This is a genomic window from Cupriavidus sp. Agwp_2 (assembly GCF_040784895.1).
Lineage (GTDB): Bacteria > Pseudomonadota > Gammaproteobacteria > Burkholderiales > Burkholderiaceae > Cupriavidus.
Window position 1 is genome coordinate 1,905,944 of sequence record NZ_CP088084.1, and the last position, 20,085, is coordinate 1,926,028.

22 protein-coding genes are annotated in these 20,085 nt (G+C 69.1%); 12 read left to right on the forward strand and 10 right to left on the reverse strand.

All coding sequences use genetic code 11. The features are described from left to right. The first annotated feature begins 39 nt into the window (after nucleotides 1-39). Nucleotides 40-1,197, forward strand: a complete 1,158-nt coding sequence (locus LPA45_RS26340; protein WP_116319151.1) for an acyl-CoA dehydrogenase family protein — start codon at nucleotides 40-42, stop codon at nucleotides 1,195-1,197. A gap of 32 nt (nucleotides 1,198-1,229) precedes the next feature. Next, complete coding sequence (locus tag LPA45_RS26345) at nucleotides 1,230-1,805, forward strand: hypothetical protein (protein WP_116319149.1); 576 nt, start codon at nucleotides 1,230-1,232, stop codon at nucleotides 1,803-1,805. A gap of 79 nt (nucleotides 1,806-1,884) precedes the next feature. On the opposite strand, the gene LPA45_RS26350 is transcribed toward LPA45_RS26345, so the two are convergent. Both LPA45_RS26350 and LPA45_RS26355 read right to left on the reverse strand, forming a co-directional pair. Next, nucleotides 1,885-2,262 (reverse strand): hypothetical protein, encoded by a 378-nt coding sequence (locus LPA45_RS26350; RefSeq protein ID WP_029045162.1) that lies wholly within the window; start codon nucleotides 2,260-2,262, stop codon nucleotides 1,885-1,887. Between the two features lie 198 nt (nucleotides 2,263-2,460). Next, complete coding sequence (locus tag LPA45_RS26355; protein ID WP_317919684.1) at nucleotides 2,461-5,313, reverse strand: pitrilysin family protein; 2,853 nt, start codon at nucleotides 5,311-5,313, stop codon at nucleotides 2,461-2,463. A gap of 171 nt (nucleotides 5,314-5,484) precedes the next feature. Between LPA45_RS26355 and LPA45_RS26360 the strand changes: the two genes are divergently transcribed. Genes LPA45_RS26360 through thpR form a run of 3 tightly spaced genes read left to right on the forward strand, consistent with a single transcriptional unit; the run spans nucleotide 5,485 to nucleotide 8,057 of the window. Next, complete coding sequence (locus tag LPA45_RS26360) at nucleotides 5,485-6,978, forward strand: AlkA N-terminal domain-containing protein (protein ID WP_116319145.1); 1,494 nt, start codon at nucleotides 5,485-5,487, stop codon at nucleotides 6,976-6,978. Continuing rightward, nucleotides 6,975-7,478 (forward strand): methylated-DNA--[protein]-cysteine S-methyltransferase, encoded by a 504-nt coding sequence (locus tag LPA45_RS26365; protein ID WP_116319144.1) that lies wholly within the window; start codon nucleotides 6,975-6,977, stop codon nucleotides 7,476-7,478. The genes LPA45_RS26360 and LPA45_RS26365 overlap by 4 nt, the downstream gene beginning before the upstream one ends. 9 nt (nucleotides 7,479-7,487) lie before the next feature. Beyond that, nucleotides 7,488-8,057, forward strand: coding sequence for an RNA 2',3'-cyclic phosphodiesterase (gene thpR / locus LPA45_RS26370; protein ID WP_116319143.1), 570 nt, complete (start codon nucleotides 7,488-7,490; stop codon nucleotides 8,055-8,057). Here thpR and LPA45_RS26375 read toward each other — a convergent pair. Further along, entirely contained in the window at nucleotides 8,041-8,664 is a 624-nt protein-coding gene (locus LPA45_RS26375) for a LysE family transporter (RefSeq protein ID WP_317919685.1), read from the reverse strand. The genes thpR and LPA45_RS26375 overlap by 17 nt on opposite strands. Nucleotides 8,665-8,816: 152 nt before the next feature. Between LPA45_RS26375 and LPA45_RS26380 the strand changes: the two genes are divergently transcribed. Both LPA45_RS26380 and LPA45_RS26385 read left to right on the forward strand, forming a co-directional pair. Beyond that, nucleotides 8,817-9,731, forward strand: a complete 915-nt coding sequence (locus tag LPA45_RS26380) for a LysR family transcriptional regulator (RefSeq protein WP_317919686.1) — start codon at nucleotides 8,817-8,819, stop codon at nucleotides 9,729-9,731. A 191-nt stretch (nucleotides 9,732-9,922) separates the two neighbouring features. Continuing rightward, a complete protein-coding gene (locus LPA45_RS26385; RefSeq protein WP_116319140.1) occupies nucleotides 9,923-10,696 on the forward strand; it encodes a flagellar brake protein in 774 nt (257 codons plus the stop codon). A gap of 103 nt (nucleotides 10,697-10,799) precedes the next feature. On the opposite strand, the gene LPA45_RS26390 is transcribed toward LPA45_RS26385, so the two are convergent. The 4 genes from LPA45_RS26390 to LPA45_RS26405 form a co-directional block, all read right to left on the reverse strand. Beyond that, nucleotides 10,800-11,648: an IclR family transcriptional regulator C-terminal domain-containing protein gene (locus LPA45_RS26390; protein ID WP_116319139.1), complete on the reverse strand. Its 849-nt coding sequence runs from the start codon at nucleotides 11,646-11,648 to the stop codon at nucleotides 10,800-10,802. 147 nt (nucleotides 11,649-11,795) lie between these two features. Then, nucleotides 11,796-12,218, reverse strand: a complete 423-nt coding sequence (locus LPA45_RS26395) for a YeeE/YedE family protein (RefSeq protein ID WP_317919687.1) — start codon at nucleotides 12,216-12,218, stop codon at nucleotides 11,796-11,798. Nucleotide 12,219: 1 nt separating this feature from the next. After that, nucleotides 12,220-12,654 carry a YeeE/YedE family protein gene (locus LPA45_RS26400; protein ID WP_116319137.1) on the reverse strand — a complete coding sequence of 145 codons (435 nt, stop codon included), beginning with the start codon at nucleotides 12,652-12,654 and terminating at the stop codon, nucleotides 12,220-12,222. Between the two features lie 290 nt (nucleotides 12,655-12,944). Next, the gene (locus LPA45_RS26405) at nucleotides 12,945-15,248 is read right to left on the reverse strand and encodes a patatin-like phospholipase family protein (RefSeq protein WP_317919689.1); all 2,304 of its coding nucleotides are present in this window, start codon (nucleotides 15,246-15,248) and stop codon (nucleotides 12,945-12,947) included. Between the two features lie 220 nt (nucleotides 15,249-15,468). On the opposite strand from LPA45_RS26405, the gene LPA45_RS26410 reads away from it, so the two are divergent. The 5 genes from LPA45_RS26410 to LPA45_RS26430 all read left to right on the forward strand — a co-directional run bounded on the left by LPA45_RS26410 (nucleotide 15,469) and on the right by LPA45_RS26430 (nucleotide 18,567). Further along, entirely contained in the window at nucleotides 15,469-15,705 is a 237-nt protein-coding gene (locus tag LPA45_RS26410) for a hypothetical protein (RefSeq protein ID WP_116319135.1), read from the forward strand. Nucleotides 15,706-15,758: 53 nt separating this feature from the next. Next, on the forward strand, nucleotides 15,759-16,085 hold the full coding sequence (locus LPA45_RS26415) for a hypothetical protein (protein WP_116319134.1): 327 nt from the start codon (nucleotides 15,759-15,761) through the stop codon (nucleotides 16,083-16,085). A gap of 123 nt (nucleotides 16,086-16,208) precedes the next feature. Then, nucleotides 16,209-16,424 carry an oxidoreductase-like domain-containing protein gene (locus LPA45_RS26420; RefSeq protein WP_317919691.1) on the forward strand — a complete coding sequence of 72 codons (216 nt, stop codon included), beginning with the start codon at nucleotides 16,209-16,211 and terminating at the stop codon, nucleotides 16,422-16,424. Further along, nucleotides 16,421-17,248, forward strand: coding sequence for an NAD-dependent protein deacetylase (locus LPA45_RS26425; RefSeq protein WP_317919692.1), 828 nt, complete (start codon nucleotides 16,421-16,423; stop codon nucleotides 17,246-17,248). The genes LPA45_RS26420 and LPA45_RS26425 overlap by 4 nt, the downstream gene beginning before the upstream one ends. 404 nt (nucleotides 17,249-17,652) lie before the next feature. Further along, complete coding sequence (locus LPA45_RS26430) at nucleotides 17,653-18,567, forward strand: DMT family transporter (protein ID WP_317919693.1); 915 nt, start codon at nucleotides 17,653-17,655, stop codon at nucleotides 18,565-18,567. Here the strand turns inward: LPA45_RS26430 and LPA45_RS26435 are convergent. The 3 genes from LPA45_RS26435 to LPA45_RS26445 all read right to left on the reverse strand — a co-directional run bounded on the left by LPA45_RS26435 (nucleotide 18,564) and on the right by LPA45_RS26445 (nucleotide 19,970). Next, nucleotides 18,564-19,133 (reverse strand): DUF1439 domain-containing protein, encoded by a 570-nt coding sequence (locus LPA45_RS26435; protein ID WP_116319334.1) that lies wholly within the window; start codon nucleotides 19,131-19,133, stop codon nucleotides 18,564-18,566. The two genes, LPA45_RS26430 and LPA45_RS26435, sit on opposite strands and share 4 nt — an antisense overlap. A gap of 110 nt (nucleotides 19,134-19,243) precedes the next feature. Next, entirely contained in the window at nucleotides 19,244-19,447 is a 204-nt protein-coding gene (locus tag LPA45_RS26440; protein WP_116319130.1) for a SlyX family protein, read from the reverse strand. Between the two features lie 97 nt (nucleotides 19,448-19,544). Further along, on the reverse strand, nucleotides 19,545-19,970 hold the full coding sequence (locus LPA45_RS26445) for a VOC family protein (RefSeq protein WP_116319129.1): 426 nt from the start codon (nucleotides 19,968-19,970) through the stop codon (nucleotides 19,545-19,547). Nucleotides 19,971-20,085 lie beyond the last annotated feature (115 nt).

The window sequence follows — 20,085 nt, forward strand, 5'->3', positions numbered from 1 at the left end:
TCGGCCAGACAGACGTACCGCCTGACCCGGAGAATCCTCATGGCCCTTGACCAAGAATCCTTTGCCCTGCTGCGCGCCTCGGTGCAGCGCTTCATCGATGAACGCCTGAAGCCCGCCGAGGACACGCTGGAAGAGACCGACGACGTCCCGGCCGAGATCGTCGCGGACATGAAGGAGATGGGCCTGTTCGGCATCTCCATTCCCGAGAACTACGGCGGCATCGGCCTGTCGATGTCGCAGGAATGCGATGTGGTGTACGACCTCGGCCACACCGCCTTTGCCTTCCGCTCGGTGTTCGGCACCAACGTCGGCATCGGCTCGCAGGGCATCCTGATGGATGGCACCGAGGAGCAGAAGCAAAGCTACCTGCCGCGCATCGCCAGCGGCGAGCTGATCATCTCGTTTGCGCTGACCGAACCGAACGCCGGCTCCGACGCCGCCTCGCTGCAGACCAAGGCCGAGCTGGACGGCGACCACTACGTCATCAACGGCACCAAGCGCTTTATCACCAACGCACCGCGCGCCGGCGCCTTCACGCTGATGGCGCGTACCGGCGGTCCGGGCGCCTCGGGCATCTCGTCCTTTATCGTGCCGGCCGACACCCCGGGCATCTCGCTGGGCAAGCCAGACAAGAAGATGGGCCAGCGAGGCACCAAGACCTGCGACGTGGTGCTGGAAAACGTGCGCGTGCCGGCGGCCAACATCATCGGCGGCGTGCCGGGCGTGGGCTTCAAGACCGCGATGAAGGTGCTCGACCGCGGCCGCCTGCATATCTCGGCGCTGGCCTGCGGCATGGCGCATCGCCTGATCAGCGACGCGGTGGCCTATGCCAAGGAGCGCAAGCAGTTCGGCAAGCCCATCGGCGACTTCCAGCTGATCCAGGCCATGCTGGCCGACAGCCAGGCCGAGCTCTATGCCGGCCTGTCGATGGTGCGCGACTGCGCGCAGCGCTACGATGCCAAGCCCGCCGGCAAGAGCGATCCGGAAGTCAGCATGCTGGCCTCCTGCACCAAGATGTTCTGTACCGAGATGGTGGGCCGCGTGGCCGATCGCGCGGTGCAGATCCACGGTGGCGCCGGCTATATCGCCGAGTACAAGGCCGAGCGCTTCTACCGCGACGTGCGCCTGCTGCGCCTGTATGAAGGCACCACGCAGATCCAGCAGATCATCATCGCCAAGCAGCTGCTGCGCGACTGACCATGCAACGGCCCGGTGTGGCAGGAGTCGGCATGAACGATTGGCAGGATCGCGGTCCGGCAGGCCGTGACGTTGACACCCCGCACCGCCTGCGCGCGGTGGTGGCGACCTATCGCCCTGCATTGCAGGCGTATACGCTGGCGGTATCGCCCGCTGAGCTGATGGCGTTGGGCGCGGTGCCGGCCAATATGGCGCAGGGGACGCAGGCCAGCGACCCGCGTGCGCAAGCGCACCTGGCGCGCTTGCGTGGCGAGGTGCAGGCCAGCGGTATCGCGCTGCCAGGCGCGATCGTGCTGGCGGTCAGCGGCGGCATCCTGCAATGCGAGTGCGATCACTTGTACACGCTGCAACTGCAGCCGTGCCGCGGCGACCGCCTGATCGTGATGGAGGGCTACGAGCGCTTGCTGGCCCTCGCGCATGGCGAACGCCGGCAATGCAAGACGCTGGTGTCGGCTGTCATGTGGCGCACGGCACTGGACAACGCTGCGCAGATGTCGTTGGCCGATGCCGGCCAGCTCACCGAAGCCGAGGATGCGGCCGAGGCCGCTGCTGCCGCCACGCAATCGTGCGCCGCGCGATGGGCCAACGCGACGCGGGTCTGGCACTGATCGCACCGCGTGCGATGTGAAGGTCGAAGGCCGCCGGCATGGCGGCCTTTATTTTTGGTTGCGGCGCTGATCTGGTCGCTTATTGCTGCGGCCACACCCCGTCGACATCGCGCAGCAGGTGGCCGGCGAGAATGTAGTCCCCGAGCCGCGTGGCCTTGGCTTCGAGTTCGAGCAGTTCATGGTCCGCCAGCGTGCCGAGATCGAACTGGCAATAGAGATTGCGTTGGCGGAACGTGCCCTTGGGTTTGGCGAGCCCTTCGATCAGGGCTTCGCGGGAGCGGACGGCAATACTTTCCTGTCCGCGATACTGCACCTTGATACCGCGCTTTTCTCCGAGCCTGCCGAGTTCGACCGCATCCTGCCAGCCCGTCTCGTAGTCCAGCTCCAGCGCCAGCACGTCTTCCGAGGCCAGAAGCCGGAGCGCTTCTGCCTTGCTGCCAGCTCGCACGATTGACATCCACACCTCTTATATCGACTTATACTGTACGAATATACAGTCAACCCGGGGTCGCGGCAAGGGCCATGCACCGTGGCAGGCTTGCCCGGCTGGTCTTGCCGCGCCCGGCCGTTAGCCTGGCCGCTTGGGCAGCATAACGCTGCCCAAAGCGGTCTTGCGCATTCCGCCAGTGCAGCCGAATTTTGTTTCCCGGATATGTCAGGGCTGCGCGGCCGGCGTGGCGCCCGCGGCTTCGGTGTTCGCACTGGCGCCTGCCTGGCTGCCTCGGGCCGCATCGCGTGCTTGAGTCGGCTGCGCGGCTGGCGCGCCACTGAAGTCGCCCGCATAGACGCGGGACAGGCCGCCCGCCTGCATATAGCGCCGGATGGCGGCATTGACCGATTCCCTTGTCGCCGCGCGCAAGCGCGTTTCGAGTTCCGCAGTGAAGGCCATGGTACGGCCGAGGTAGAGCTGGTTGGCAAGCGTACCCGCCAGCGCCGCGTCGTTGCTGCGGCTGACCGTCCCCTGCTGCAGCAGGCCGCTGACCGCTTCGGCCAGTTCCGGTGCGGTGATGCCATCGCGCGTAAAGCGCTCGAGCTCGTCGGCGACCGCGTGCTGCAAGCGCGCGAGGTTCTGCGGTGCGTATTGCGCCTGCAACCCGAAACGGCCGGCGCGGTCGAGCGCGCCCACCTGTACCCAGCTGCTGGCGCCGTAGCTCAACCCTTCCTGCTGGCGCAGGCGGTCGGCCAGCCGGCTGCGCAGGCTGGCGCCGCCCAGCACGCGGTTGGCGATCATCATCAGCGCATAGTCCGGCGAGTCGCTGGTCAGGTCGATAGGCGCAGCGGCCACGTAGACGGCATTGGCCTTGCCCGGCGCGGGCAGCATGAACTCGGCCGGCGGAATCGGCACGAATGGCCGGTCGACGTGTGCATACGGCTGCGCCGCGGTCCAGTCGCCGAACAGCTGCGCGGCCTGCGCCGCAGTGGCCGGCGCGTCGAAGTCGCCGACCAGGCTCAGCTGCGCATGGCCCGCGCCATAGAAACGCGCATGGAAATCCCGCACCTGCGCCAGCGTGGCCGCGCGCAGGTCGGCGATATTCTCGGCAATGCTGCGCGCGTGGCGCGGATCGCCCACCGGATAGGGGTCGCCGTGGCGGCCGAGCGCATTCGACGCCATCACGCCCGGCTGGCTCTGGATGCTTTCGATATCAGCGATGCTGGTCTTTCGCAGCGTCTCGAATTCGGCTTCAGGGAAGTCAGGCGCGCGCAGGATCTCGCGCAGCAGTGCCAGCAGCTCGGGCAACTGGGCCCGGCGCGTCTCGAAGCTGATGGTCACGCGCTCGGAACTGCCGCCGATGCTGGCGCGCGCGCGCAGCGACTCGATGCGGTCGGCGATCTGCTGGCGGTCCAGGCCGCCGGCGCCGCGCCGCAGCATCGACGCGGTCAGCGTCCCGACCGTAGTCAGTCCCTGCAGGCTCTGCACGTCGCCCATGCGCAGCACCAGCACGCCGTGCACCACCTCTCCGCGCGCCGGCTTGGGCAGCAGGGCCAGCTGCATGCCGTTGGCCAGCGTCTGGCGCGTGGTGTGCGCCTCGATATTGGCGGGGCTGGGGTCGAACGGCGCGACCGCGGCCAGCGCGGGCTTGCCCTGGTAGCCGTTGACCATCGCGGCGACATCCGGCTTGGCGGGTACCTGCACGCGGCTGGGCTGCGCGGACGGCACGAACAGGCCCACGGTGCGATTCGACGACTGCAGGTAGTTCTGCGCCACGCGCTGCACGTCCGCCAGCGTGGTGGTCTCGATGCGGTCGCGGTTCAGGAAGAACAGCCGCCAGTCGCCCTTGGCGATGGCCTCGGACAAGGCGATGCCAAGCGCGCCCGGATCGCTCATGTAGTGGTCGTAGGCATTGCGCATGCGCACGCGCGCGCGTTCCAGTTCGGCTTCGGTCACGGGGGCCTCGGCAAAGCCTTCCACCTGCGTGATCAGGCCTGCGCGCGCGGCCGCAAGCGACTGGTCCCTGGAGGTTTCCGCCATGACCAGCAGCGTGCCGGGATCCTTCATCGAATAGAACGCGGTGCCGATCGAAGCGGCCTGGCCGCGCTCGACCAGCGCCTTGTACAGGCGCCCGCCGGGCGTGTCGCCGAGGATGATGGTCAGCATCGACAAGGCGGTAGTGTCCGGATGCGCGCCGGGGCTGACATGGTATTGCGCAGCCACCAGGCTGTTGTCGCCAGGCCGCATGATGACCAGTTCGCGCGCGCCTTCCTGAGGCGGTTCGACGGTGTGCTCCGGCGGCAGCACGCGCGTGGGGCGTGGAATCGGGCCGAAGTAGCGCTCGATGCGCGCCAGCGTGGCGGCGGGATCGAACTTGCCCGCCACCACCAGCACCGCGTTGTCGGGCTGGTAGTAGCGCCGGTAGAACGCGCGCAGGTTGTCGATGCTGACGTTCTCGACATCGCTGCGCGCACCGATCGGCGCCTTGCCATAGTTGTGCCAGCGGTACGCGGCGGACATGGTCTGCTGCATCAGCATGCGCGACGGGCTGTTTTCGCCCATTTCCATCTCGTTGCGCACCACGGTCATCTCGCTGTCGAGATCGGCCTTGGACAGCACGCTGTTGACCATGCGGTCCGCTTCCATGCGCAGCGCCCAGTCGAGGTTTTCGTCGCTGGCGGCAAAGGTGCCAAAGTAGTTGGTACGGTCCTGCGCGGTGGTGCCGTTGACGCTCATGCCGCGCCGCGCGAATTCGGTCGGGATGGCCTTGCCCGGCAGCGACGGCGTGCCCTTGAACAGCAGGTGCTCGAGCAGGTGGGCCATGCCGGTCTCGCCGTAGTTCTCGTGGCGGCTGCCCACGAGGTAGGTGATGTTGACCGTGGTGGTGGGCTTGCCCGCGTCCGGCGCCAGTACGATGCGCAGGCCGTTGGGGAGGCGGTATTCGGTGATGCCCTCCACGGTGGCGACCTGCCGCACCAGCGAAGGCGATGCCGCAGGCACCGGCTGCACGGGTTGCGCCGGCGCAGGCAGCGGGGCCAGCGAGGCAAGCATCGACAGGTGCAGGGCAAAACGGCGCATGGCGTCTCCGGTGTGGGCTGGCTGCCGGGTGATGAATACAGGGCAGTGGCGTAAAGCGCAATTCTAGCCGCCGCCCGTACCCGGAACTGTGCCGCAGCCCACCTCTGCACGCCAGAGGGAAATGTCCGAATCCAGCCGGTGCCCAGGTTGCCGAAGCGGTAGCATGCCAGCATGAACCTCGATCCCGATACCTGCTACAAGGCCGTGGCGTCGCATGACCGCCGCTTCGACGGGCGCTTCTTCGTAGGCGTGTCCTCGACCGGCGTGTACTGCCGGCCGGTGTGCGCGGTACGCACCCCCAGGCGCGAGAACTGCACCTTCTATGAAAGTGCCGCCGCCGCCGAGAAGCACGGCTTCCGTCCCTGCCTGCGCTGCCGCCCCGAACTTGCGCCGGGCCACGGGCTGGCCGATATCTCGGGCCGGCTCGCGCAGGCCGCTGCCACGCTGATCGACGAAGGCTTCATGGCCGAAGGCAGCGTCACCGGGCTGGCCGCGCGCATCGGCGTGACCGAGCGGCATTTGCGGCGCCTGTTCGATGCGCAGTTCGGCGTCTCGGTGCTGGAATATGCGCAGACGCAGCGGCTGCTGCTGGCCAAGCGCCTGCTGGCCGACACTGCGCTGCCGGTGACCGAGGTGGCGCTGGCGGCGGGCTTCGGCAGCGTGCGCCGCTTCAACGATGTGCTGAAGACGCGCTACGGCCTGACCCCGCTCGCGCTGCGCCGGCGCGCCACCGATGGCGTGGGCGACCGGCTGGTGTTCGAACTGGGCTACCGGCCGCCGCTGGCGTGGGAGGCGCTGCTGGGCTTCCTGGCCACGCGCGCGGTGGATGGCATCGAAGAGATCCGCGACGGCGCCTATGCGCGCACGCTGCGCGTGGAGGCGGGCGGCACCGTGTATGCGGGCTGGGTTCGCATCGAGCATGGGCCGCGCCGCATGGTGTTGCGCGTGACCCTGTCGGCATCGCTGGCGCGTGCGATCCCGCAGGCGCTGGGCAAGGTGCGCAGGCTGTGCGACCTGGGCTGCCGTCCCGATGTGGTCGACCGGCACCTCGGCGAGCTTGCGCAGGCCATGCCGGGCATGCGGCTGCCGGGCAGTGTCGACGGGTTTGAGATTGCCGTGCGTGCGGTGGTGGGGCAGGTCATCCCGGTCGTGCATGCGCGCCGCATCCTGGCCGCAATGGCACAGCGCGTGGCGTCGGCGGAAGCGCTGCCCGAGGCACTGCCCGGCAGTTTGCGCTTCCTGTTCCCGAGTGCCGCCGCCATCGTCGCCATGCCGCTGCAGGAGCTGCGCGACGCCGGCGTGCCGGCGGGCAAGGCACGCACGCTGCAGGCGCTGGCGCAATGCGTGGCCGACGGCACGCTCGCGCTTGACGCGCATGCGCCGCCGGAAGCGACCGTCGCGGCGCTGCGCGCCATCGACGGCATCGGCGACTGGACCGCGCAGTACGTCGCCATGCGCGCGCTCGGCTGGCCCGACGCCTTTCCCGGCACCGACTACGCGCTGCGCAAGGTGCTGGGCGTCGACACCGTCCGCGCGATGCAGGTGCGCACCGCGCAGTGGGCGCCGTGGCGCGCCTATGCGGCAGTCCACCTGTGGCATCGCTATGAGACCATGAAGGACGCGCCCGCCGCGCCCGTCGCGCGCGAACCGGAGACCATGACATGAGCAGCTATCGCCAGATCGACAGCCCCCTGGGCACCATGCTGCTGCGCGCGGAAGGGACGTACCTGACCGGCGTCTTTTTCGCGGGGCAGAAGTACTACCCCGCCAACATGGCCGGGGCCACCGGTGACGCGTCGCCGCAGGAAGCGGCGGTGCTCGAGCGCGCCGCGCAGGAGCTGGCCGAATACTTCGCCGGCAATCGCGACGCCTTTACGGTGCCGGTACGCTTCGCGGGCAGCCCGTTCCAGCAGCGCGTCTGGCAGGCGCTGCAGGCCATCCCATGTGGCGCGACGGCGTCCTACGGCGAACTCGCCCGCGCCCTGGGACTGCCGCCGACGCACGCGCGCGCGGTCGGCGGCGCGGTGGGGCGCAACCCGCTGTCGGTGGTCGTGCCCTGCCATCGCGTGCTCGGCACCGCCGGCGCGCTGACCGGCTACGCCGGCGGCATCGAGCGCAAGCGCGCGCTGCTGCGGCGCGAGGGCGCCGGCCCCGCGGGCGGCTGAGCCGACGCCATGCCGCGCCTGTTTTTTGCCGTGGAAGTCCCGCCCGCGCAGGCGGCGCGGCTACTGTCGACCCTGCCGTCGACGAGCGGCCTGCGCCCGGTGCCGGCCGAGCAGGTCCATCTCACGCTGCAATTCCTGGGCGAATGCGGCGTACCCGAGGCGCAGATGAACGCGGCGCTCGACGGACTCGCGGTGCCGGCCTTTACGCTGCAGGCTGCGGGCACTGGCCGCTTCCGCAGCGGCCAGGGGGCCGTACTGTGGGCTGGTCTCGCGCCGGGTCCCGGGCTGGACGCGCTGCGTGCGCTGCACGCCGCGGTGGGGCAGGCGCTGGCGCAGGCCACCGGGATCGAACCGGAACGCCGCCGCTACCATCCACACCTGACCCTGGCACGCTGCCGCCCGACGGTGCCGGAGGCCGTGTTGCGCGCCTGGCTCGATCAACAGCGCATGCTCGCCAGCGACCCCTGGCCGGTGCAGCGGCTGGTGCTGTTCGAGAGCCGACTGGGACCGCAGGGCGCGGAGCATCTCGTGCGGCAGGCGTGGCCCCTGGCCCGGCCCGCCGCTACGCCAGGTTGCTGAGCCCCAACGCCACCCCCAGCCCGCACAGTGCCGAGCCGATGGCGCCGTCCAGCAGCCGCTGCCGGCGCAGCATCGCCGCCCGCAGCGCCGGCGCGGTGAACACACAGGCCACCAGGCTGAACCACGCCAGATGCGCCAGCGACATGAACCCGCCATAGCCGAACTGCACCGGCACCGGGGTATGCGCATCCACCACCTGCGTATAGGTGCTGACGACGAACAGGGTGCATTTCGGGTTCAGCGCATTGGTGAGGAGGCCCATCCTCAAGGCCGCGGCCGGACGCAGTGCCGGCGCGCCGTGCAGGTCGACCGCCAGCGGCGCGCGCCGGCGCAGTGTCTGCACGCCGATCCACACCAGGTAGGCCGCGCCCAGCGCCTTCACAACCGTCAGCACGCCGTGCGCGTGCGCCATCAGCAGCGCCACGCCGAACATCGTGTACAGCACATGGACCTGAACCCCCAGCGCGATCCCGGAGGCACTGAGCAGCCCGGCGCGGCGGCCGTACAGGTAGCTGTTGCGGGTCACCATGGCGAAGTCCGGGCCGGGGCTGACCACCGCGAGCACGGTCACGGCGGCGACCGCCAGCGATTCGGCGACTGGAATCATTTTCTGTGAAATTACGTTGTGGTTGAGGCAGGATTACCGCACTAGCTCTTGGCCGGCGGGCCAAAACGTACCCAATTCTGCGTGCGGCAACGGGCCACCACAACCGATATATACTCGCGCAAATCCGTGAGAAAAACTGACTGAAAACCCCGATGCACTGGCTGGGCTGGATCCGATTCTTCGAGGCTGCCGCACGGCACGAGAGCTTCGTGCGCGCGGCCGAGGAGCTGCACCTGACCCACGGCGCGGTCAGCCGGCAGATCCGCCAGCTGGAGGACACGCTCGGCGTGGCGCTGTTCGAGCGGCGCAACCGAGGCGTCTTCCTTACCGAGGCGGGGCGCACGCTGTTTGCCGCCGCCTCGCAGTCGATGGAGATCCTGGCCGGCGCCGCCGCGCGCATCCGCACCCAGCCGCCTGGCCGCGCGCTGGTGCTGTCGTGCGAGCCGACCGTGGCGATGCGCTGGCTGATCCCGCGGTTGCCGCGGTTTGCCGCACGCCACCCCGACATCCCGCTGCACCTGATGGCGGCCGGCGGGCCGATCGATTTCGCGCGCAGTGGCGCCGACCTGGCGCTGCGGCGCAATGATTTCGCCTTTGAGGCGCGCTGGCATGCGCGCGAGGTGGCGCAGGAATGGGTCGGGCCGGTCTGCCGCCCGCTGCTGGCCCAGGGCGCCGCAGCCGTGCCGGCACGGCTGCATACGCGCACCCGGCCCGATGCGTGGCAACGCTGGCTGGCGGCGGCCGGCCCCGCGGCGCAAGCCGCCAGGTTCGAGGGCGATGCCTGGTACGAGCACTTCTACCTGAGCCTGCAGGCCGCTGCCGCAGGGCTCGGCTGGGCCATGGCTTCCCGGCTGATGGCCGCCGACGAGATCGCCGACGGGCGCCTGGCCGCTCCGTTCGGCTTCACGCCGGATGGATCGGCGTACCATCTGTTGTCGCCGGCGCCGTTCGAGAACGACACGCGCCGGCTGCTGCTGCTGGCGTGGCTGCGCGAAGAGGCGCAGGCCACGCTGGCCATGCCTGGCGCACTCCCCCAGGCACCACCGCCGGCCCCGACAGACGCCTGAAAGCGGCGCAGGCGCTACCCCCCGTAAGTCTGTGCTCAAGTTCTGCCACAGATTTGCCGAAGGTGTCGCCATGAGTCTTGCCGGACGCGGGGGCACGCGCTTAACATGCGGCGCGCGGCCGGCAGGCCGACTAGCTGCCGCGCCCCCCACTACCCGGCGGCATCCCGCTATACCAGACGTTGCGTGAATTTATGAATCAGCACGAAGCCTCCGGGGCCGGCACCGGAACCGATACCGATATCGACACGGTCGCCGCCATGCCGCTGGCGGATGAGCGTTACCGCCTCACGCACAACTCCCAGATCGGCACCGTCCTGCGCGACCTGTCGTGGCAGAAGTGCATGCTGAGCGTGCGCACCCGCACCGGCCACCAGTTCGTCACCTCGGTCCTGCATGTCGATCCGGTCAACCGGACCTTTGTGTTCGACTGGTGCAACGCCGATGCCGAGCGGCAGTCGTTGATGACCTCGGAAGAGAATGCGTTTTCCGGCCTGCTGCGTGGCGTGCCGGTGAATTTCCTGGTCGGGCAGCCCGCCGCGACCCGCTTCGAGCAGGGCCCGGCCTTTGTCGTCGAGTTTCCGGAGAAGCTCTATCACTTCCAGCGCCGCCGCCATTTCCGCGCGCGCACGCTGGTGACCAAGGGCTACCGCTGCGAGATCCGCGGCGCCGACAATGCCCTGCTGTGCCTGGATATCGCCGACCTGTCCCTGTCCGGCGTCGGGCTGCGCTCGAAGAGCGTCACGGAGGAGCAGCTGCCGGTCGGCACCACGGTGGCCAAGTGCCGGCTCGACTTCCGCGAACTGGGCAAGCTCGAACTCGACCTGCAGGTGGTTGGCCACTGGCTGGTCGGCCACGATGACAACGCCATCCACCACTTTGGCTGCGCCTTTGTCAGTCCGGACGGCCGCATGGAGAATTTCCTGCAGCGGCTGGTGTTCGCGCTGGAGCTGGCACACCGGGGCTGATTGCAGATAGCTGGCGCAGGGCCGGCCGCTGCCGGAGCCTGCTGGCGCATATCGCCGACCATGGCATGACCGCGGCCATGCTCGGCCCCGCGCGGTTGCGTGGCTAGGAGCCGATCAGCCGCCCGATCGCCGCGGCGGCTTCGCGCATCGGCGGCAGCAGCCGCGTGACCATCTCGCTTTCCGGCACGCGCGCGGCACGCACGCTCACGCTCAGGCCGGCCAGCACGATGCCCGAGGCCGAGCGTACCGGGACGGAGATCGCGCGCAGGCCCGGCTCCAGCTCCTCATCGACGATCACGTAGTCGACTTCGCGCGCCCGCGCGAAGCAGGCTTCCAGCTCCTGCCGCGACACCTTGGTCTGCAGCGTGCGCGGGCGCAGTTCGGCATGCTCGAAAAAGCCGTCGAGCACCGTGGCCGGCTGGTGCGCCAGCAGCAGCCGGCCGTTGGAGGTGCAGTAAGCTGGCAGGCGGCTGCCCATGCCCAGCGAATAGTTCAGCACGCGCTGCACTTCGGAGCGCACCAGGTAGAGGATGTCGGTGCCGTCGAGGATGGCCAGCGCGCAGGTCTCGTGGATGCGCGCGCTCAGGTTGTCCAGGATCGGCTGCGCCAGCGACACCAGCGAGGTCGACGAGAAATACGCATGCCCAAGGTGCAGCACGCGCGGGCGCAGCGCGAACTGGCCGTCCTGCTGGCTGACGTAGCCGAGCTGCTCCAGCGTATAGAGGCAGCGCCGCACCGAGGCGCGCGACAGCTGCGTGCGCTGCGCCACCTGCGAAATGGTCAGCGGACGCTTGCGTTCCGAGAAGGCCTCCAGCACGGTCAGCCCGCGCGCCAGCGACAGCATGAAATTGGGATCGCCGGCAAAGCTGCTCAGCAAATCGGCGTGCGGCCGGGCGACGCGGACGGTGTCGGCCTGTGCATGACCGAGACCGATGGGGCGGAGGACTTCCATTGGGCTGTGCTGTCCGGGTTCGTTGTTCGATAATCGCGCAATCTTAAACCGCCTTGGCGCAAGGGGCCAGCACTGCGTGCATCCACGTGTGTCCCGGTGGGCACGATGCGCTGTTTGTGATCGATACTTTACCCGTAGGCTGCGGACTCAGCGCCGCTCCCGTACTCGCTCCGCGACCTCGAACAATGCCATGCCGGCCAGCATGGCGCCGACAAAGCCCCACGCCTTGGCGTAGCCTGCGCCAAGCGCCACCAGCGCCGGGCCCGGGCAGAAGCCGGCCAGCCCCCAGCCTACGCCGAAGGCGGCGCTGCCCAGCACCAGCCGCGGCGTGATCGCTGACGCAGTGGGCCACTGCATCGGCTGGCCCAGCCACGCACGCGAGCGTCGGCGAGCCAGCGCAAACGCCAGCGTGCCCACCAGCACGGCGCCGGCCATCACGAATGCCAGCGAAGGATCCCAGGCTCCAGCCAGGTCCAGGAAGCCCAGCACCTTGCCGGGGTCGGCCATGCCGGACACGATCAGGCCAATGCCGAATACCAGGCCGGCCAGCAGCGCGAACCAGACCCTCATGTCAGCCTCCGAGCAGGTGGCGCTGCACCAGCACTGTCAGGAAGCCCGCCGCCATGAAGGTCAGCGTGGCCACCAGCGAGCGCACCGACCCGCGCGACAGGCCGCATACGCCGTGGCCGCTGGTACAGCCGCCCGCATAGCGCGTGCCGATGCCCACCAGCAGCCCCGCGGCCAGCACGGTGCCCCAGCCCGCGTCGATGCGCGCCTGCGGCATGGCCCCGAAAGCGCCGGCCAGCCACGGTGCCAGCAGCAACCCGGCGATGAAGGCGGCGCGCCAGGCGGTGTCGCCGTGCGGCAGCGACAGCATGCCGCCGACGATGCCGCTGATGCCGGCAATCCGGCCCAGGCCCAGGATCATCAGCGCCGCGGCCAGCCCGATGACGAGGCCACCGGCCAGCGACAGCCATGGCGTGAAATGGGTGAAATCAATCTGCATGGAAATCTCCGCGAATGGGGCCGGCAGCGCGGCCCGAGGCGGGGATTATAGGAGGCCAGAACTGGCGGGAGGCGGAGGGTGTCACGCACTCGCGGCCGGTGTCGGCCACGCGGCGACCGCACAGAAAAAAGTCGCCGCTGGGGCAGCGGCGACCGGGAAGGGTCTGTCAATCAAGAGGGGGTCTTGCTGACAGGGAAAAGTATAGACATTTGAATTAAGACATTACATACAACTTTGGTGGGGTGCGCACGCATCACATGCGGGGTCCCACGCCGCGGTGGACCCACGTGTCAGAACGGCTTGCCGAGGAAGAGGTAGAAGCTGTAAGTCCCGGCCGCGGCCCGGCCATAGGCGAAATAGAGCGGCCCGAGCGGGCTGTCCAGTGCCAGGAACAGCGATCCCGACTTGAGCAGCCCGGTCGGGCTGCCCGGCACCAGCGGCGCGCCCATGCGGCCCGCCTCCAGCGAGAAGCCGGCGTAGATGCCCTGCAGCAGCGTCTGCCGCGCCAGCTTGTTGTAGTAGACCAGCCGCGCAAACTGCAGGTTGCCGCCCAGCAGCTGGCCGGTCGCATAGCCGGATTGCTGCAGGAAACCGCCCCACTGGAACAGGTCATAGCGCGGCAGCGGGTTGCCGACATTGGTGCCGGCCTTGAGGCCGAGCGAGACGGTATGGTTGCCGAACGAATGGGCATACACCAGGTCGGCCTGCGCCTTGATATAGGCATCGTCGGCACCGAGTCCCGGTTGCGAGGCATAGACCCGCAACGAGCCAGCATAGCCGAAGCGCGGGAAGTCGACGCTGTCGAGCTGGTCGAAGAAGAGCCGTCCGGTAATGGCGCCGCGCTTGATCCTGCCGGGGCCCGGCGACAGCTGTTCCGGGCCGGTGCTCAGCGTGGCGTCCAGCGTGCCGGTCTGCACGCCCAGCCGCAGCTCGCCGTACTTGGTGAACTGGCTGCCCACGTCCAGTGCCACGTCGAAGCGGCGCAGGTCATAGGTGGCCAGGCGGGTGCTGCCCTGGAACACATTGACGGGGCGGCGCTCCAGCTCGATGCGCGGGGCGATGAAGAAGTACTGGCGCGTGTTCAGCGGCTGGTAAAACTCGCTCGTCAGCGAAGTGGTCTGGCCTACCTGCAAATCGGTGCGCCATTCGGCGCCAAGCGAGTTCAGCCAGGTGCGCCGGTAGCTGCCGATCAGGTTGAAGAACGCATCGCCGCGGAAGTCCGAGCTGAGCCCGAGGCCGAAGCGCAGGTAGTCTGGCCCGTACGACTTCTCGACCGCGTTGACCACCAGGATGCGCTTGCCCGGTTCTTCCATGATGCCGTAGTTGACGTGCTCGAAGTCGCCGGTGCCGAACAGCCGGCGCATGTCCTGGTCGAGCGTGGCCTGGTCGACCGGCTCGCCCGGCTTGGTCTCCATCACCGCCGTCGCAAACTCGGGATTGACACGGTGCAGCGGCGCCATCTCGATCGCATCCACCGGCCGCGTGTCCGGCGGCGGCACCGCCTGCTGCGCCACGCGCAGCTGCGCGTACTGCGCCGGCGGCAGCGCCAGCGGCGCGAGGCGGTCGGCCACCCGGCGCGCAGCCGCTTCGCCGATGGGGATGGTGGCGGCCAGGTGGTCAAAGTCAGTCGCGGAAAAATCGCCGAGCGCGGGTTCGATCAGCACGTCGGCGGGAGCCAGCGAAGTCAGCGAGGCGCGCACGTTCTGCTCGGTCAGGATGTTGAGCATCTGGCCCGTCACGCCGATGACCGAGGTCAGTTCCTCGCGCTTCATCAGCGGCGTGCCGAGGTTCACGGCGATGATGACATCGGCGCCCATCGCGCGCGCCACGCCGACCGGCAGGTTGTCGGTGAGCCCGCCATCGACCAGCAGCTTTCCTGCGTATTCCGCCGGTGCCACCGCGCCCGGCACCGACATGCTGGCGCGCATCACGTTGGCCAGCTCGCCGGCCCTGAACACTACCGGCGTGCCGGCGACCAGGTCGGTGGCGACGGCACGGTACGGGATCGGCAGCTTGTCGAAGTCGCGGTAGCCGGGCGTGCGTGCCAGCTGGCGCAGCACCGTTTCCAGCTGCACGCCCGAGACCGCTCCCTTGGGCAGCAGCAGCCCGCGTGCCTGCACGCCGATCTCGGGCGTGAACAGGTTGGTGAAGTCATCCTGCTTGCGGCGGATGGTCAGGTCCTGGCGCGGCGGGCGTTCCTTGAACAGCTTTTCGGTGCTCAGGCCGCTGACCAGCCGCTCCATCTCGGCGGGCGACATGCCGGTGGCATAGGCGCCGCCCACCAGCGAGCCCATGCTGGTGCCTGCGATGCAGTCCACCGGCACGCGCAGTTCCTCCAGCACCTTGAGCACGCCGATATGCGCGGCACCGCGCGCACCGCCACCGGACAACACCAGGCAGACGCGCGGACGCGTGCCGTGGGCCGGCGCGGTGGCGGCGGGCGTGTCGATCGCGGCAGGCGCTGCGGGCACGAGCGCTGGCGCCGGTACGGCGGCCGCATCCGGTGCGGCCCGGGCGGCCATGGCAAGGCACGCCGCCAGCACGAGCGCTGCCAGCCGCAGGATCCGCAACCGTCTGGATGTGGCTGCCTTCATGTCGTCGTCCGTTCAGCAGGCAGCCGCATAGGCGGCGCCGGTGGGCGTCGGCCTATCTTCGGGCAAAACGCGGCGCACGGGCCGCCTGGCGCGCGTGCCGTAAAAACAATTCATCATGCCGCTCGGAAGCGTGCAGATCGGCATTCCCAGCCGCAAGCGCACTGCGCAGGCTGCGTGCAGAGACTAAGATGAACTCAGGCCAAGGCGGGTTGGGGGCTGCATGTACGGCTATTTCTTTTGCCAGACTGCCGCGGGGCAACTGACGCTGATTCCCCGCGACAAAGACTGGATGCTGATGCTGGGCAATGGCGTGATGGGGCGGTACCCGAATGCCCAGGCAGCGGTGGATGCGCTGTACGACGGCGCAATTTGCGTTCGGGGCAGGCGCATCGACGCCAGCGCGCTGGGCGTGCCGCCGCGCGCGCACGACTGGCTCTACCATGTTCTGAGCCGCTGACCAGCCGGCGGCGCACCCGGCGAGCAGCACGGATCGCACCGAGGGGGATCGCCATGACCGCACTGGTGGAGTGGACCCGCGAACATACCTGCCGGCTGTTCCCGATGTCGGCCGAATACCACCGTGCCGGCGGCAGCGAGGTGCAGGTGAGCTGGCAGGCCGAGCCGCCCGGCTCGCCCGGCCGTTGCCGCATCAGCGCGTCGCTGGCGTTCGACCAGGACGTGATCGATGCCGTCTACCTGGCAGACCCATCCGAGCTGGCCCGCATCGGCGCGCGGCTGGCCGACCTGGTGGCGCGCTGGCTTGCCGACGATGACATTGCCTGCCTGTCCGGCACGGCGCTGGTGATCCCGGTCGGCAGTGTCTTGCTGACCCACTGATTGAGCCACTGGGCGAGCTACTGAGCGCCACGGCCTCAGCGTTGCGGGGCGGCGGCGTGGTTGGCGCCGGCGGCATATACTGGCGGCTGATCCGCCAATGGCGCCCGTTGCGGCGCGCAGTCCGTGTCCCAAGCATCTCCCGCAAACCCTGCCGCCAACCCTGTGGACGACCCGCGCCCGCTACCGCCAGAGCGGCCTGGCGACAACGAATGCTGCGGCTCCGGCTGCGATCCGTGCATCTTCGACTACTACTACCAGGAACTGGACCGCTACCGCGAGGCGCTGCGCGCGTGGGAAGCGCGCCAGGCCGCGCGGCACGCGGAGGATCGGGCCAGTTGAACGCGCTGCTCGACTTCGTGCGGCGCCATCCGCGCCTCTTCGTGCTGACTGGCGCCGGCATCAGCACCGATTCCGGCATCCCCGGCTATCGCGACGCGCGCGGCCAGTGGCAGCGTTCGCAGCCGATCACGCTGCAGGCCTTCCTCGGCTCCCACGCCGGGCGCCAGCGCTACTGGGCGCGCAGCATGCTGGGCTGGCCGGTGGCATGGCAGGCGCGGCCCAACGGCGCGCACCATGCGCTGACGCGGCTGGGCGAGCAGGGCCGCCTGAGCGCGCTGGTCACGCAGAATGTCGACGGCCTGCACCAGCGCGCCGGCAGCCGTGACGTGATCGAGCTGCACGGCAGCCTGGCCAGCGCCATTTGCCTGGATTGCGGCGCGCGCCATGACCGCGCCGGCCTGCAGGACTGGCTGCTGGCACAGAACGCCGCGCTGCGCGATGTGATTGCCGAGCCGGCCGCCGATGGCGACGTGCATTTCGAATCGCCGCTGTTCGCGCAGTTCCGCGTGCCCGAGTGCGGGCGCTGTGGCGGCATCCTCAAGCCCGACGTGGTTTTCTTCGGCGAGTCGGTCCCGCGCGTGCGCGTCGATGCCGCGCGTGCGGCGCTCGAGGCCGCCGATGCGGTGCTGGTGGTGGGCTCGTCGCTGATGGTCTATTCGGGCTACCGCTTCTGCGTCTGGGCCGGGCAGATGGGCAAGCCGGTGGCGGCGCTCAACCTCGGCACCACGCGCGCGGACGGCATGCTGGCGCTGAAGGTCGAAGCCGGCTGCGCACCCGCGCTGGAGGCGCTGGTGGCGCAGCTCGATCCAGGCGCCGCATGTTGAGCGGCGGCCGGGTCATGCACGCCGCCCGTTGACGCGGCCGCCGCACAGGCATAGCATCGCCAGACCTTCGGATCCATTTCCCGATTTCGCCATGACCGCAGACCGCCAACGCCCCGTCATCGCCGCGCCGCCGTGCGACGCGATGCCGTGCGTGCGTCGCCAGCCTGCGTTCGCCTCTGTCGCACCGCCGCCGCCGTTCTCCGGCGGCGCGCATCCGCCCCCGCCGCCACGCGGCTGACGGGCGCGCATCGCGGCCCGCCTCTAGCACTCTCGTCCCCGGTTTTCACGCCTGCGCGTGCCTGACGGCACGGTAGCCGCGCGCCTGCGCGCCGCTGCCGGCCGCCGTCAGTTGTTGCGCACACCTGCGTGCCGGGGTCTGCCATGCCTTCGACAGATGACATTCCATGACCACCGAAAAAGACTGCGCGGCGCAATTGGGCGCCGCAGCCGACGCCCGGCATGCGGTATCCGCCGCGTTCTGGGCCACACCGCTGTTCGTGCTGCTATGGAGCAGCGGCGCCATCGCGGCGCGCCTTGGGCTGGACCATGCCACGCCCTTTGCCTTGCTGACGCTGCGCTTCGCCCTGACGCTGGCCGTGCTTGGCGCCATCGGCCTGGCGCGCGGCCATGCGCTGCCCCCGCGGGGCGAACGGCTGCATGTGGCGCTGACCGGCCTGCTGCTGATCGGCGGCTACGCCGTGTTCTATTTCCTTGCACTCGACCATGGCATGACGCCCGGCGTGCTGGCCACCGTGCTGGGCGCGCAACCGATGCTGACCCTGTTGCTGACCGAGCGCCGCTACAGCGCCATCCGCATGGCGGGCCTGGCGCTCGCGCTCGCCGGGCTGGCGCTGGTGGTCGCGGACAGCCTGCTGGTGGCACGGCTGTCGCTGGCGGGCGTGTCGTGCGGGCTGGCATCGCTGGCTTGCATGACGGTCGGCGCCATCCTGCAGAAGCGCATCACGCGCAAGCCCACGCAGGTGCTGCCGCTGCAGTATGGTGTCAGCCTTGCGGCATGCCTGCTATGCCTGCCGTTCCAGCCTTTCGCGTTCGAGTTTTCGCTGGCCTTCGCGCTGCCACTGCTGTGGCTGACGCTGGGCATCTCGATCGGGGCCACGCTGCTGTTCTACCGTCTGATCCGCGCGGGCAACCTGGTGAATGTGACCAGCCTGTTCTACCTGGTGCCGGCCGGTACCGCGGTGCTGGACTACCTGCTGCTGGGCAACCGGATGGCGCCGCTGGCGGTTGCCGGGATGGCGGCGGTGCTGGCGGGGCTGGCGCTGGTGTTCCGCGGCGCGCGCGATCCGGCGCGGCGCTAGCGGTTCTTTACTTCCACCCGCACTGCGTCCTTGCCGACCGTGATCGTCCCCGGCTCGACCTCCTTGCCGCCGAAGCGCAGTTCCTCGGGCTTGAAGGTATAGACCGGATAGTCCTTCAGCAGCTGCTGCGCAACGACCGCGCCGATGGCATTGAGCTGCTCGCGGTACTGGGCCATGCCGGCGACTTCCACCTGTTGCACCGTGGGGTTGTCGAGCAGCACGGCGCGCTTGCCGGGGTCGTAGCGCACGCCGCTGTTAAGCGCCAGCTTGCCGTCTACCGGCGGCGAGGGCAGCAGTGCATTGGTCAGGCGTGCGTCGACATGGGTGGTGACCCGGTTGCTGGCCTCGTCGAGCACCAGCCGGGGGTGGCTCAGCTGTACCGTCACCACTTCCGCATAGCGGAGCGTGGCGGGAAAGCGCTGCTCCAGCGCGGCCTGCAGTTCCTCGCGGGTGAGCGTGTATTCGCCGGTCCAGACGTTGTAGCCGGCCAGCGCGGGGGTGGCCGCAGTAGAAACGGACACAAAGACGGCCGTGGCGGCAAGAAACTGGGACGGGCGCAGGCGCATGTGGCGGATGGGGCGCGCCTGGCCGGCGCGCCATCAATGGAGTCAGCCAGTCAGACCGCGCGGGCGGGATGGCGTTCCGTCACATGGCAGAGGCGCGCAAGCGCGCGGCATCAGTAGTGCGGCGGGATTTCCTGCTGGGGATCGGATTCGGCTGCCGTGGACGTGGCGCTGCGCAACTGCTGGTACAGCGCCCGGAACTGCTCCTGCAGCAGGTCGATCTGCTGCTGCTGGCGCGCCACGGTGGTGTTGAGCGTGTCGAGCAGGTCTTCCTGGAAGGCGAGCTTGATTTCGAGTTCCGTGATGCGTTCGTCCATGGTGCGTGGCTGTCGTGGGTTCGCCGGTTTCTCCGGCTGGCGGCGCGCATTGTAATCCCGTATGCCCCCGCCGCCGGCGAAACCGCACGCGCCGCGCTTACTTCTGCTCGGTGATCAGCATCCACATGACGCCGAAGCGGTCAGTCACCATGCCAAACTGCTCGGCGAAGAAAGTCTTGTCCAGCGGCATCACCACCTGGCCGCCTTCCTTCAGGCCGTTGAAGGCCTTTTCCACCCCGGCCTTGTCGGCAAAGCTGATCGTCAGGCCGATGCCCTCGAACTTGGGCTGGTTCGAGCAGCGGCCGTCCGAAGCCATGATCACGCTGTCGCCGATCTGGAATTCCATGTGCATGACCTTGTCTTCCGTTCCCGGCGGCGCCTGGCAGCCGGGATCGGCCTTTTCCGGCTCGGGGTTCTCCTTGAACGTCATCCGCATGTTGACCTTGGCGCCAAGCGTCTTCTTGTAGAACTCGACAGCTTCATCGCAACGACCTTCAAGGAAGAGATAGGGCTGGACTTGCATGACAACTCCTGTAAGTGGGCCGCCCGGGCGGGCAGCCATGAGGAACGTAGCCGTACAGACAGACGGTAGCCGCGGGTATCCGGCGGGGAGCGCGGCGAGGACGGCGGCAATGGGC